Source organism: Gluconacetobacter johannae, assembly GCF_014174305.1.
Lineage (GTDB): Bacteria > Pseudomonadota > Alphaproteobacteria > Acetobacterales > Acetobacteraceae > Gluconacetobacter > Gluconacetobacter johannae.
In genome coordinates this window covers 81,546-94,514 of the sequence record NZ_JABEQH010000008.1, presented here as the reverse complement: position 1 = coordinate 94,514, position 12,969 = coordinate 81,546, and the positions used below count along the sequence as shown (strand labels likewise).

Here is a 12,969-nt window from a genome sequence, read left to right as displayed (position 1 = left end):
AAACTCCTGCGGGCCGGTCGATGCAGTATTCCGTAAATCTAAGTGATGGTCATGGGGGCCGTCATGGATTTGACGCGACGTCGCCCGCCCGCTACCCGCAAAACATGAACGCCGCAGCAGAGTCCGCCCCCCTGGGGGGCACGACCGCCCACCGTCCCGCCACAGCCGTCATCCTGGCGGCCGGGCTGGGCACCCGCATGAAATCCGACCGGCCCAAGGTCATGCATCCGCTGGCCGGGCGTCCGATGCTGCGCTACCTGCTGGACAATGCGGCGTCGGTCTTCGACCGGATCGTGGTGGTGGTCGGGCCGGGCATGGAGCAGGTCGCGTCCCTGGCCGCCCCGCACGCGGTGGTGGTCCAGCAGGACCGTCTGGGCACCGCCCATGCCGCCTTGCAGGCGGCCGGCCTGTTCGGCGATGGCGACGTGGCGGTCCTGTATGGCGACAACCCGCTGATTACCGCCGACACCATGCGCCGCCTGCTGGCCTGCCGGGCCGAGGACGGGGTGGGTCTGGCGCTGCTGGCAATGCGGCCGCGCGATCCGGGCCGCTATGGCCGTGTCGTAACCGAAGGCGGGCTGGTCCGGCGCATCGTCGAATGGGCCGACGCGACTCCGCAGGAACGGGCGATCGACCTGTGCAATGCCGGGGTGCTGTGCGCCGGGGCCGACGCCTTCGGCGCCTGGCTGCGCGCGGTCGGCAACGACAATGCCAAGGGCGAGTATTACCTGGGGGACGTCGTGGCCCAGGCGGTGGCGGACGGACGGCAGGTCCGCGCCGTAGAGGCGGCCGAGGACGAACTGCGCGGCATCAACTCCCGCGCCGAACTGGCCGAGGCCGAGGCCTGCGTCCAGGGCCGGCTGCGGGCTGCGGTGCTGGACGCCGGGGCGACGCTGGTCGCCCCCGAGACGGTGTTCCTGTCGGCCGACACGGTGCTGGAACCCGACGTCACGGTGCAGCCGCATGTCGTGTTCGGCCCCGGCGTGACGGTGCGGCGCGGGGCGGAAATCCGGGCGTTCAGCCATCTGGAAGGCTGCGTCGTCGGGCCGGGGGCGCAGATCGGCCCCTATGCCCGCCTGCGGCCGGGCAGCGATGTCGGGCCGGACGCGCATGTCGGCAATTTCGTGGAGCTGAAGGCCGTGACGATGGGGGCGGGGGCGAAGGCCAATCACCTGACCTATCTGGGTGACGCGACCATCGGCGCTGGAACGAACATCGGGGCCGGGACGATAAGCTGTAACTACGACGGGGTGTTCAAGCACCGGACGACGATCGGGGAGGGGTGCTTCATCGGATCGGATGCGATCCTGGTGGCGCCGGTCACCATCGGCGACGGGGCGCTGGTCGCCGCCGGCAGCGTGATTACCGAGGATGTGCCGCCCGAGGCCCTGGCGCTGGGCCGGGCGCGGCAGACCAACAAGGACGGGCGCGGCGCGGCGATGCGCGCGGCCCTGCGTAAGAAGAAGGAGCAGGGCTGATGTGCGGCATTGTGGGTGTCGTCGGCAGCAACCAGGCCGCCCCGGTGATCTTCGGCGCGCTGCGTCGGCTGGAATATCGCGGATACGATTCCGCCGGGATCGCCACCCTGGTGGACGGGCGGATCGAACGGCGGCGCGCCGCGGGCAAGCTGGATCATCTGGCGGCGCTGCTGGAGCGCATGCCGCTGGCGGGCGTCACCGGTATCGGCCACACCCGCTGGGCGACGCATGGCGCGCCGACCGAAAACAACGCCCACCCCCACGGCACCGCGCGCGTGTCGGTGGTCCATAACGGGATCATCGAGAATTTCGAGGAATTGCGGCGGGAACTGGAAGCCGCCGGCCAGGTCTTCACCACCGAAACCGATAGCGAGACCATCGCCCAGATGGTCGATTTCCATCTGGCCCGTGGCCTGTCGCCGCGCGACGCGGCCTTCGCCACCCTGCGGCGGCTGGAAGGCGCCTATGCGCTGGCGATGATCTTCGCCGGTCACGACGGCCTGGTCATCGGCGCGCGGCACGGCGCGCCGCTGGTCGTGGGATACGGCGAGAAGGAGATGTTCCTTGGCTCCGACAGCCTGGCGCTGGCGCCGCTGACGCGCCGGATCGCCTATATGGATGATGGGGACTGGGTGGTCGTGACCCCGGAGGGCGCCGAATTCTTCGATGCGTCGGGCGAGCGGGTGGCGCGCGACATTCGCGTCACCGCCCTGATCGCCGGCGCGATCGGCAAGGATGGCTACCGCCATTACATGGAAAAGGAACTGCACGAGCACCCGGTGGTGATCGGCCAGACGTTGCAGCGCCTGATCGACCCGGCGACCCGGCGGGTGGTCCTGCCCGACCTGCCCTTCGATCTGGCGTCGGTTCCCCGTGCGGTCATCACGGCGTGCGGTTCGGCGTTCTATGCCGGCATGATCGGGCGCTACTGGCTGGAAAGCGTGGCGCGGATTCCGGTCGATATCGATGTGGCCAGCGAAATGCGCTACCGCGACCCGCCGCTGACGCCGGGGGGGATGGGCCTGCTGATCTCGCAGTCCGGCGAGACCGCCGACACGCTGGCCGCCCTGCGCGGCATGCGCGCGCACCGCCAGCACATCGTGTCGGTCCTGAATGTCGAGCAGAGCACCATTGCCCGCGAAAGCGACGTGGTGCTGGGGACAGCGGCGGGGCCGGAAATCTCGGTCGCCAGCACCAAGGCGTTCACCGCGCAATTGTCCGTGCTGGCGTGCCTGGCCATCGCCGCCGGGCGTCGGCGCGGGGTCGTGTCGCCCGACCAGGAACAGGCGCTGGTCGCCTCCCTGCTGGACCTGCCCAGCCGTGCCGGCGAGGTGTTCGACCAGGCCGACGCCATCCGCCGGATGGCGGCCGTCATCGCCGGGGCGCGGGACGTGCTCTACCTTGGGCGCGGGTCGTCCTTCCCGGTGGCCCTGGAAGGGGCGCTGAAGCTCAAGGAAGTGTCGTACATCCACGCCGAGGCCTATGCGGCGGGCGAGATGAAGCACGGGCCGATCTCGCTGATCGACCAGACCGTGCCGATCGTGGCGACGGCGCCCTCGGGACGCCTGTTCGAGAAGACGCTGTCGAATCTTCAGGAGGCCCGCGCGCGCGGCGGCCGCCTGCTGGTCTTTACCGACACGCAGGGGGCCGAGCGCCTGCGGGGCATCGCGGAAATCGTGGTCGCGATCCCGACCGTCGACGAATTTACCGCGCCGGTCCTGCAGACGATTCCGGTCCAGATGCTGGCGTACGAGGTCGCGTTGCTGAAGGGCACCGACGTCGATCAGCCCCGCAACCTCGCCAAATCCGTGACGGTCGAATAAGCGCCCGCGCCGGGCAGCGTCGGCCCGTCCATGCCCGCCGGGCGGGTCGGGCATCGCCCCCGGGCGTTGTCATGGACGGCGAGAGGATGTTTCCTCCCCCGGGGTTTCCGCCGGACGTGACTCGGAAGCCGGTGAGAGGGAGCGACGATCATGGAACACAGCGGATCAGAACAGGCCGGCAGGCCGTCCGGCGCGCGGCCACGGGTCCTGGTCCGGGGGGCGGGGGTGGCCGGCCTGGTCACCGCCGTGACGCTGGCCGAGCGCGGCGCCGACGTGACCCTGGTCGAAATCGGGCCGAGGGTCGGGTCGGGGGCGTCGTGGATGGCCGGCGGCATGCTCGCGCCGTGGTGCGAGGCCGAGGCCGCGCCGCCCGAGGTCACGCGGGAATCGGTCGATTCGCTCGATTGGTGGGACGCGCATGTGCCCGGCGTCATACGCAATGGCAGCCTTGTCCTGGCCCCGCCGCGCGACGTCGGCGAGATCGCCCGGTTCGCCCGGCGCACCAGTCACTTCGAGATGGTCGACGGGGACGCGATCGCAGGGCTGGAACCCGACCTGGGCGGCCGGTTCGGCAAGGGGCTGTTTTTTCCGGGTGAAGGGCACGTCGATCCGCGCGCGGCATTGTGCGCCCTGAGCGACCGGCTGGTGGATCTGGGGGGGCATGTCCGGTGCGACGCGCCGCCGGACGAGCCGGATACCGGGTATGACCGTGTGGTCGATTGCACGGGTATCGCCGCGCGGTCGCGGCTTTCGGGCCTGCGCGGGGTCCGGGGGGAGATGCTGCTGCTGCGCTGCCCCGACGTGACCCTGCGCCGCTCGGTACGCATGCTGCATCCGCGCATCCCGGTTTACATCGTTCCGCGCGCCGACCATCTGTTCATGGTGGGGGCGACGATGGTGGAAAGCGAGAACGCGGGCGGCATGACATTGCGGTCCATGGTGGAACTGCTGACGGCCGCCTATGTGCTGCATCCCGCCTTCGGCGAGGCTGAAATCGTCGAAAGCGGCATCGGCCTGCGTCCGGCCTATCCGGACAACATGCCGGCCGTGACCCGGGAGGGCCGGACGGTTTATGTGAACGGGATGTACCGGCACGGCTTTCTGCTGTCGCCGGCCCGCGCGCGGCAGGCCGCCGATATCGTGTTCGGCGCCGTCTGAGCGCTTCGACCCGGAGGGTGAAGGAGGGGCAGATGAAAATTCTGGTGAACGAGGAAGCGCGCGAGGTCTCGACCACCACCCTTGCCGGCCTGCTGGACGAGCTGGGTTATGGCGACGCACGGGTGGCCACCGCGGTTGACGGCGATTTCGTGCCGGCGTCCCGCCGGGGGGCGCATATGCTGGCCGAAGGGGCGCGGATCGAGATCCTGGCCCCCATGCAGGGAGGCTGAGCCATGTTGTTCTACGGCACAGAATTGTCGTCCCGCCTGATGCTGGGCACGGCGCAATATCCGTCGCCCGAGATCCTGGCCGACGCGGTACGGGCGGCCCGGGCCGGGGTCGTCACCGTCTCGCTGCGGCGGGAATCGGCGGGGCTGCGGGCCGGGCAGGCTTTCTGGTCGATGATCCGCGACCTGGGCGTGCCCGTCCTGCCCAACACCGCCGGCTGCCACACGGTGAAGGATGCGGTCACCACCGCCCACATGGCGCGCGAGGTGTTCGAGACCGACTGGATCAAGCTGGAGGTCATCGGCGAGTCGGATACGCTGCAACCCGACATGTTCGCCCTGGTCGAGGCCGCGCGGATCCTGAGCGAGGAGGGGTTCAAGGTCTTTCCCTACATGACCGAGGATCTGGTCGGCGCCGAACGGCTGTTGCAGGCGGGTTGCGAGGTCCTGATGCCGTGGGGCGCGCCGATCGGGTCGGGCAAGGGACTGAACAACCTGTTCGGCCTGCGGGCGCTGCGGGCGCATTTTCCGGATGTGCCCCTGGTCGTCGATGCCGGGATCGGCCTGCCGTCGCATGCCGCGCAGGCGATGGAGCTGGGATATGACGCGGTGCTGATTAACACCGCCGTGGCGCGGGCCGGCGACCCGGCGGCGATGGCGGCGGCCTTCCGCCTGGCGGTCGAGGCCGGCCAGATCGCCCGCCGGGCCGACCCGATGGAGGAGCGCGACATGGCGGTGCCGTCCACCCCGGTCCTGGGCCGGGCGGTGCTGGCATGATCCTGCCGTCGCGGATCTATCCCGTCGTCGATCGCGCCGTGTGGGTGGACAGGCTGGGCGGCGCCGGGGCACGGCTGATCCAGCTGCGCGTCAAGGACCTGCCGGCGGACGACCTGCGGGCCGAAGTCCGGATGGCGCGGGCGTGGGCGTCACGGCATGGTGTCTGCCTGGTCCTGAACGATTACTGGCAACTGGCGCTGGATGGGGGGATCGATTTCATTCATCTGGGCCAGGAGGACCTCGACACCGCCGACCTGGCCGCTATCCGGCGGGGTGGGATCAGGCTGGGGGTCAGCACCCACGCGCCGGACGAACTGGACCGGGCGCTGTCGGTCGGCCCCGATTACGTGGCGCTGGGCCCGGTCTGGCCGACGAAGCTGAAGCAGATGCCCTGGGCCCCGCAGGGGGTGGAGCGGCTGGGTGAGTGGAAGCGCCTGGTGGGGCCGGTGCCGCTGGTCGCCATCGGCGGCATCACGCTGGCCCGGGCCGGGGCCTGCATCGCGGCCGGGGCGGATTGCGTATCGGCCGTGTCCGATTTTATCGGCGCGCCCGATCCCGAAGGGCAGGTGCGGGGCTGGCTGGCGGCCACCGCCGATGTGCCCCCTTCGCCCCACGCCCAATAAATCGTCCGGTGACGCGGTAATGTATCGGACGTGCAGCAATACGTGACTGTCCATGCGTTGCCCGATTCCGGCTTGTATGCTTTTTCGGACATGTCTGGATGGCGGAAATGTTAATCTACATTCGCATCCGGCCAGGATGGAACCAATGACGGTGCCGGATGTCCTGAAACGGCCATCATAAGTTCATACTTGCCTGCCATAGTGAAATAGCATGCACCATGCGACGAGGAGAGGTTAGCGGATGGCGGTGACGGGACTTGCTGCGGTTCTTCTGGCGATCGCCGTGCTGCTGGTGGTCGTCAGCGCGGTGCAGCCGATCGCCCGCCGCCTTGAAGTGTCCGAGACCGTCCTGCTGGCCGTCGTGGGGATCGTGCTGGGCGGTTCGGCGGACCTGGTGCTGCGTAGTTCCTACACTGACCTGCTCAACGGCGCGGCCGAGACGCTTCTGGATTTTCCGCTGAACAGCGAGGCGTTCCTGCTGATCTTCCTTCCGGCGCTGGTCTTCCAGGGGGCGCTGGCGATCGATGTCCGGCGCCTGGCGCATGAAACCGCGACGGTGCTGCTGCTGGCGGTGGTCGCGGTGATCGTGTCGACGGCGACCATCGGGCTGGCCCTGTTTCCGTTCGCGGGCCTGCCGCTGTCGGTCTGCCTGCTGCTGGGGTCCATCGTCGCGACGACCGACCCGTCGGCGGTGGCCGGAATCTTCCGCGATATCGGTGCGACCAGCCGCCTGACCCGGCTGGTCGAAGGCGAGGCCCTGCTGAACGACGCCGCCGCCATTGCCATCTTTTCCATCCTGCTGGCCGCCGTGACGTCGCATCACCGGATCGAACCCGGCGGCGCGGTGCTGGAATTCCTGGTGTCGTTCGTCGGCGCCATCGTCATGGGCGTGCTGTTCGGGCGGCTGACCCTGCTGCTGATTACGACGATCGGCGCCGCGCCGGCCGCCGAAATCACGCTGACGGTCGCGCTGCCCTATATCGTCTATATCGTCTGCGACGAATTCCTGGGCTTTTCGGGCGTGGTGGCGACCGCCGCCGCCGGGCTGACGCTGTCGGTCTACGGGCCATCGACCTTCCGCCCGCAGACCTGGCGCTTCCTGGAGGAGCTCTGGCAGCAACTGGTGTTCTGGGCGGGGTCGCTGGTCTTTGTCCTGGCGTCGATGCTGGTGCCGCGCCTTCTGGTGGGCATGACGCGGTGGGACTGCGTGCTGATCCTGATCGCCACGGGCGCCGGGCTGCTGGCCCGGGGTGCCGTGGTGTTCGGCCTGCTGCCGGTGCTGGCGGCCACGCGCCTGTCCCCGCCGGTGCCGACCCCCTTCAAGGTCACGATGGTCTGGGGCGGGCTGCGCGGCGCGATCACGCTGGCGCTGGCCCTGGCGGTGACCGAGAACGAGCACGTCTCGACCCCGGTCGCGCATTTCATCGGCATCATCGCCACCGGATTCGTGCTGATTACGCTGTTCGTCAACGGCACGACCCTGCGCTACCTGGTGCTGTTCCTGAAGCTGGACCAGCTCTCGCCGATCGACCAGGCGCTGCGGCATCAGGTGCTGGGCATCGGCCTGGGCGAGGTGCGGGACCGCACCCGCGACATGGCCGACGAACTGGGATTCTCGCGCAATGTGGCCGGCGGCGTCATCGGCATGCTGGACGAGCGCGTGGCCGAGGAAGAACAGGCCAATACCTTCGACACCGCGCTGGGCGACCGGCAGCGGGTGACGCTGGCGCTGATCGTCGTGGCCAACAAGGAACGCTCGATCCTGCTGGATCTGTTCCGCATCCAGGGCCTGTCGCGCCCGGTGATGGAGACGCTGCTGCGTTCGGCCGAGGCGATGGTTGACGGCGCGCGGCTGGAAGGGCGGTTCGGCTATGTCCGCGCCCTGCGCCGGCGGTTGCGTCCGTCGCTGCGTTTCCGCATCGCCCAGGCGATCCATCACCGGTTTCATTTCGACCAGCCGCTGACGTACTGCATGACCGAGCGGTTCGAGATGCTGATGATCAGCTATTTCGTGTCGCTGTCGCTGATCCGGTTCATGCGCACGCGGATGGAACCGACCCTGGGCAGCCGCATCGGCGAGATCGTGGGCGAGGTGCTGGAACGTCAGCGCAAATTGCTGAACGAGGCCCTCCAGACCCTGCGGCTGCATTATCACGGCTATTCCGAAGCCCTGGAGAGCCGGCTGCTGCAGCAGGTCGCCCTGCGGCTGGAGGGCGAGGAATATGACGCGCTGATGTCCGAATCCCTCATCAGCGAGGAACTGCACCGGGAACTGCACCGGGATGTCGAGCGTCGGCGCGCGCAGTTGGATTTCCGGCTCAAATTCGACATCAAGACGGGGATCGAAGCCCGGATGCGCGGCCTGCCGGCCTTTCGTGGCCTACCGGACGGGGTTCTGCATGATTTGTCGAAGCAGATGTCCATCCATTTCACCTCGCCGGGCGAGCGGCTGTATCGCCGGGGCCGGAAGGTCAGGACGGTCTATTTCATCAGTGCGGGCCTGGCCGAAACCCATTACGCCGAGCACGATGTCCGCTACGGCGCCGGCGACGTCGTCGGGGCGGAGGAAGCCCTGTCGGGCGAGCCGGTCCGCGCCATCAGCCGTTCGCTGCAGTTCGGGCATTTCCTGACCATGAGTGCCCGCCGCTTCCGCCGGCTGGTCGCGGAACATCCGGTCATCCTCGAAAACCTGGACGCGCTGGGTCGGGCGCGCGAGACCTCGGACAGGTCGGAGGCCCTTCTGCTGCCCGCCGGCAAGGGCCAGGCGCTGGCCCCGTCCGATGAGGCGATCGCTCTGGCGACGGCGTCGCTGTCCGACGCGCTGCCCGCCTCGATCGACGGCGCCGACGGCCGGCAGCCATAGGCCGGGTTCCCCTTTCCAACAATATTTTGTTACAAGACGGGATCGTGTCGGCGCCATCGGCGCCGGCCGCTGGTTCTGTCCGGAGGATGCATGCTGACATTGCAGGTTAACGGCGTCGCGCATCAGGTCGATGTCCCCGACGACATGCCCCTGCTGTGGGTCCTGCGGGACGTGCTGGGCATGCCGGGCACGAAGTTCGGATGCGGCATCGCCGAATGCGGCGCCTGCACCGTTCATGTCGACGGCAAGCCGGTCCGGTCCTGTTCGCTGCCGGCGTCGCTGGTGGCCGGGCGGCCGGTGACGACGATCGAGGGGCTGGCCGGCGACCTGGTGGGCGAAAGCGTGCAGCAGGCGTGGATGGATATCGACGTGGTGCAGTGCGGCTATTGCCAGACCGGGCAGATCATGTCGGCGGTAGCGCTGCTGAAGGCCAATCCGCATCCCACGGACGAGGACATCGATCAGGCGATGTCGGGCAATATCTGTCGCTGCGGCACCTATCGGCGGATCCGCGCCGCCATCCGTAACGCCGCCGGGGTGGCATGATGGCCGTGACCATGCTGTCGCGCCGCGGCGTCCTGACCGGCGCCGGCGGCCTGTTGCTGGCGGCGGCGTTGCCTCGCCGTGCCGCCCGGGGGGCGACGCGGATCGTCGAGGACGAGACCGGGCCTTTCGCCCCCAACGCCTTCGTGCGTGTCGCGACCGACGGCACGATCACGCTGATCCTGCCCAATGTGGAAATGGGGCAGGGGATCTATACCGGCGAGGCGATGCTGATCGCCGAGGAATTGGCCGTGGGGCTGGACCAGATCCAGATCGAAGCCGCGCCGCCGGGCGACGCGTACATCACCAAGGAACTGGGAACCCAGGCGACCGGCGGATCGACATCGACCATCGCTACCTGGGCGGGGCTGCGGCAGGCAGGCGCCGCGGCGCGGACCCTGCTGGTCCAGGCCGCCGCCGCGCACTGGTCGGTCGTCCCCGACACCTGCCAGGCCGAGGCCGGCGTGGTCCGTCACCTGGCCAGCGGGCGCAGCCTGACCTATGGCGAGGTCGCGGCCGACGCCGCGCTGCTGCCCGCGCCGACGGCCCCGGTGCCGTTGCGCGACCCCGCCACTTTCCGGCTGATCGGCAAATCGCAGCACCGGCTGGATTCTCCCGCCAAGGTGGCCGGCACCGCGACCTTCGGCATCGACGTGCAGGTCCCCGGCATGCTGGTCGGCACCGTTGCGGCCTGTCCGGTCATGGGCGGCATCCTGACGCATGTCGATGCCGACGCGGCGCGCAAGGTGCCGGGCGTGCGCGACGTGCTGACGATCGGCAATGCGGTCTGCGTGGTCGGCGATCATTTCTGGGCGGCCCGCAAGGGGCTGGAGGCGCTGTCGATCACCTGGGACGAAGGGGTGAACGCCGCCGTCACCACCGCGACGATCTATCGCCAGCTTCACGATGCGCTGGACGGGCCGGCCATCGTCGCCCACAGCAAGGGCGACGCCAGGGCCGCCGTCGCGGGGGCCGCGACGCGGGTCGAGGCGACATACCAGCAGCCGCTGCTGGCCCATGCGCCGATGGAGCCGATCAACTGCACCGTGCAGGTCACGCCCGAGCGCTGCGACATCTGGGTGGGGTCCCAGGTGCCCCTGCGGGCACGCGATGCGGCGGCCGGGATCACGGGCCTGGCCAAGGATAAGGTCCATGTCCACAACCAGTATATCGGCGGCGGATTCGGCCGCCGGCTGGAACATGAGTATGTGATCCAGGCGGTCCAGTTCGCGCGGCAGGTGTCCTATCCGCTGAAGATCGTCTGGACGCGCGAGGAAGATCTGACGCTCGACCGCTTCCGGCCGGCCTATGTCGACCGGCTGGTCGGCGGGCTGGATCGGCACGGCAACCTGGTGGGCATCGAACACCGCATCGTCGGGCCGGCAGTGGTCGCCCGCTGGGCGCCCGAGGCCCTGCTGCCGAACGGGATGGATGACGATCTGCTGGTCGCCACGGCGGAGACGCCCTACGCGATTCCCGCGACGCGCCTGGAATATGCGCGGCGCGAGGCGCCGGGCGTGGTGACGGCCTGGTGGCGGGGCGTCGGCGGCACGCGCGGCGTGTTCGTGGTGGAAAGCTTCATCGACGAGCTGGCGGCCCAGGCCGGGGCCGACCCGGTGGCGTTCCGGCGGAAGATGACGGCCGACAACCCGCGCGCGCGCGCCGTGCTGGACCTGGCGGCCGAGAAAGCGAACTGGGGCACGCCGCTGCCGCCGCATGTCGGCCGGGGCGTGGCGTTGCAGTACGTCTTCGGGTCGTACCTGGCCACGGTGATGGAAGTCGAGATGTCCGATACCGGGGCCGTGCGGGTCCGGCGGGTCATCGTTGCCGTGGATTGCGGACGGGTGGTGAACCCCGATCAGGTCGTGTCCCAGATCGAAGGGGGCCTGATCTTCGGGCTCAGTGCCGCCCTGTATAACGAGGTCACGCTCAGCGGTGGCCGGGTGCAGGAGGACAATTTCCATTCCTACCGGATCCTCCGCATGAACGAATCGCCCATGATCGACGTCCATCTGATCGACAGCACCGAGGATCCGGGGGGCATAGGGGAAACCGGCACGGCGGCGGCGGCGGCGGCGTTGGCCAACGCGATGGCGGCCGCCAGCGGACGGCGGTACCGGACCCTGCCGCTGACGGGGCGGCAGGCATGAGCGCGCCGGCCGAATCGCGTCGCCGCGTCCTGCGACGGACCGTCTGTCTGTCTCTTGCCGTTGCGGCGCTGGGGACTGGCACGCGGGGCGCGCGGGCGGCGGATGCGGACCTGGTCGCCCGGGGCGCGTATCTGGAACGCGCGGCGGATTGTGAGGTCTGTCACACCCGGCCGGGCGGCGCCCCGTTTGCTGGCGGCCGGGCCTTCGTCCTGCCGGGAATCGGGACGATCTATTCCCCCAACATCACGCCGGACCGGGAAACCGGCATCGGCACCTATAGCGACGCGCAGTTCGTGTCCGCCGTGCGGGCGGGCGTGGCGCCGGGGTGGAAGCATCTGTACCCCGTCATGCCTTACGCGTCGTACGCGCGGATGACGGTCGATGACGTGCGGGCCATTCGCGCCTATCTGGATACGCTGCACCCGGTCCATGCCCCGGCGCCGGCCAACGCGGTGCGGTTTCCCTACAGTTTCCGGCCGGTGATGATCGCCTGGAACCTGATGAACCTGCCATCGGCGGCCCTTGCCGACGATCCGGGCCAATCGGCCGACTGGAATCGGGGGCGGTATCTGGTCGAGGCCGCCGGGCATTGCGCCGAATGCCATTCGCCGCGCAACATCATGCAGGCGACGTCCAGCGCGCATTCCTATGCCGGCGCGGTGACCGACGGGTGGCGCGCCTATAACATCTCCCCCGATCCCGACAGTGGCATCGGGGCGTGGAGCGACACGCAACTGGCCGCCTATCTGTCCCGCGGGCATGCCGGGGGCCATGGAACGGCGGCCGGGCCGATGGCCGATGTCGTCAGCCACAGCCTGCGGTACCTGACGGCGCGGGACATCTCGGCCATGGTGACCTATCTGCGTACCCTGCCGGCGCGGCGATCGGACGAGACGGTGGCGAATATCACCCCGGACGCGCTGGCCACCGGCCCCAACGACAGCAACGGCGGCAGGCTGTTCGCCGCGGCCTGCGCCGGCTGCCATCTGACGACCGGGCAGGGGCGACAGGTGGAGGTTGCCGACCTGTGGGGCGCGCGCTCGCTCGGCGAGACGCAGGGACGCAACCTGATGAAGCTCATGGTCGAGGGATCGCGGCTCGATACCGCCCAGGGGGCGATGACCATGCCGGCCTTCGGGCCGGAATATCGCGATCAGGATCTGGCGGACATCGCGAATTACGCCATCGGCCATTTCAGCCATCGGATCGGCCATGTCACGGCGCGGGACGCCGCGAGCGCGCGGGGGGGCGAACCGCCGTCGTGAGGCGGCACCGCGCAGGGCAGGCCCGGAGTGGATCCGGGCATGTCGCGCGAACGGATTTTCGT

General features: G+C 69.3%; 10 protein-coding genes. All 10 read left to right on the top strand.

What is annotated here, in order from left to right; genetic code table 11:
* Window positions 1-104 precede the first annotated feature (104 nt).
* Complete coding sequence (glmU, locus tag HLH21_RS07365; protein WP_182942842.1) at window positions 105-1,478, top strand: bifunctional UDP-N-acetylglucosamine diphosphorylase/glucosamine-1-phosphate N-acetyltransferase GlmU; 1,374 nt, start codon at window positions 105-107, stop codon at window positions 1,476-1,478.
* Window positions 1,478-3,301 carry a glutamine--fructose-6-phosphate transaminase (isomerizing) gene (glmS, locus tag HLH21_RS07360; RefSeq protein ID WP_182942840.1) on the top strand — a complete coding sequence of 608 codons (1,824 nt, stop codon included), beginning with the start codon at window positions 1,478-1,480 and terminating at the stop codon, window positions 3,299-3,301. Before glmU ends, glmS begins: the two co-directional genes overlap by 1 nt.
* 150 nt (window positions 3,302-3,451) lie before the next feature.
* Window positions 3,452-4,459, top strand: coding sequence for a glycine oxidase ThiO (thiO, locus tag HLH21_RS07355; RefSeq protein WP_182942837.1), 1,008 nt, complete (start codon window positions 3,452-3,454; stop codon window positions 4,457-4,459).
* 32 nt (window positions 4,460-4,491) lie between these two features.
* Window positions 4,492-4,689 carry a sulfur carrier protein ThiS gene (gene thiS, locus HLH21_RS07350; protein ID WP_182942835.1) on the top strand — a complete coding sequence of 66 codons (198 nt, stop codon included), beginning with the start codon at window positions 4,492-4,494 and terminating at the stop codon, window positions 4,687-4,689.
* A gap of 3 nt (window positions 4,690-4,692) precedes the next feature.
* The gene (locus tag HLH21_RS07345) at window positions 4,693-5,463 is read left to right on the top strand and encodes a thiazole synthase (RefSeq protein WP_182942833.1); all 771 of its coding nucleotides are present in this window, start codon (window positions 4,693-4,695) and stop codon (window positions 5,461-5,463) included.
* Complete coding sequence (locus HLH21_RS07340) at window positions 5,460-6,086, top strand: thiamine phosphate synthase (RefSeq protein WP_182942832.1); 627 nt, start codon at window positions 5,460-5,462, stop codon at window positions 6,084-6,086. Before HLH21_RS07345 ends, HLH21_RS07340 begins: the two co-directional genes overlap by 4 nt.
* A 241-nt stretch (window positions 6,087-6,327) precedes the next feature.
* Entirely contained in the window at window positions 6,328-8,949 is a 2,622-nt protein-coding gene (locus tag HLH21_RS07335) for a cation:proton antiporter domain-containing protein (protein ID WP_182942830.1), read from the top strand.
* A gap of 90 nt (window positions 8,950-9,039) precedes the next feature.
* A complete protein-coding gene (locus HLH21_RS07330; RefSeq protein WP_182942828.1) occupies window positions 9,040-9,495 on the top strand; it encodes a (2Fe-2S)-binding protein in 456 nt (151 codons plus the stop codon).
* Window positions 9,495-11,642: a xanthine dehydrogenase family protein molybdopterin-binding subunit gene (locus HLH21_RS07325; RefSeq protein ID WP_182942998.1), complete on the top strand. Its 2,148-nt coding sequence runs from the start codon at window positions 9,495-9,497 to the stop codon at window positions 11,640-11,642. The genes HLH21_RS07330 and HLH21_RS07325 overlap by 1 nt, the downstream gene beginning before the upstream one ends.
* On the top strand, window positions 11,639-12,907 hold the full coding sequence (locus tag HLH21_RS07320) for a c-type cytochrome (protein ID WP_182942826.1): 1,269 nt from the start codon (window positions 11,639-11,641) through the stop codon (window positions 12,905-12,907). The genes HLH21_RS07325 and HLH21_RS07320 overlap by 4 nt, the downstream gene beginning before the upstream one ends.
* Window positions 12,908-12,969 lie beyond the last annotated feature (62 nt).

Coding starts and splice junctions, on each gene's coding strand:
- glmU (WP_182942842.1), top strand. CDS start 105: ATGAACGCCGCAGCAGAGTCCGCCCCCCTGGGGGGCACGACCGCCCAC.
- glmS (WP_182942840.1), top strand. CDS start 1,478: ATGTGCGGCATTGTGGGTGTCGTCGGCAGCAACCAGGCCGCCCCGGTG.
- thiO (WP_182942837.1), top strand. CDS start 3,452: ATGGAACACAGCGGATCAGAACAGGCCGGCAGGCCGTCCGGCGCGCGG.
- thiS (WP_182942835.1), top strand. CDS start 4,492: ATGAAAATTCTGGTGAACGAGGAAGCGCGCGAGGTCTCGACCACCACC.
- HLH21_RS07345 (WP_182942833.1), top strand. CDS start 4,693: ATGTTGTTCTACGGCACAGAATTGTCGTCCCGCCTGATGCTGGGCACG.
- HLH21_RS07340 (WP_182942832.1), top strand. CDS start 5,460: ATGATCCTGCCGTCGCGGATCTATCCCGTCGTCGATCGCGCCGTGTGG.
- HLH21_RS07335 (WP_182942830.1), top strand. CDS start 6,328: ATGGCGGTGACGGGACTTGCTGCGGTTCTTCTGGCGATCGCCGTGCTG.
- HLH21_RS07330 (WP_182942828.1), top strand. CDS start 9,040: ATGCTGACATTGCAGGTTAACGGCGTCGCGCATCAGGTCGATGTCCCC.
- HLH21_RS07325 (WP_182942998.1), top strand. CDS start 9,495: ATGGCCGTGACCATGCTGTCGCGCCGCGGCGTCCTGACCGGCGCCGGC.
- HLH21_RS07320 (WP_182942826.1), top strand. CDS start 11,639: ATGAGCGCGCCGGCCGAATCGCGTCGCCGCGTCCTGCGACGGACCGTC.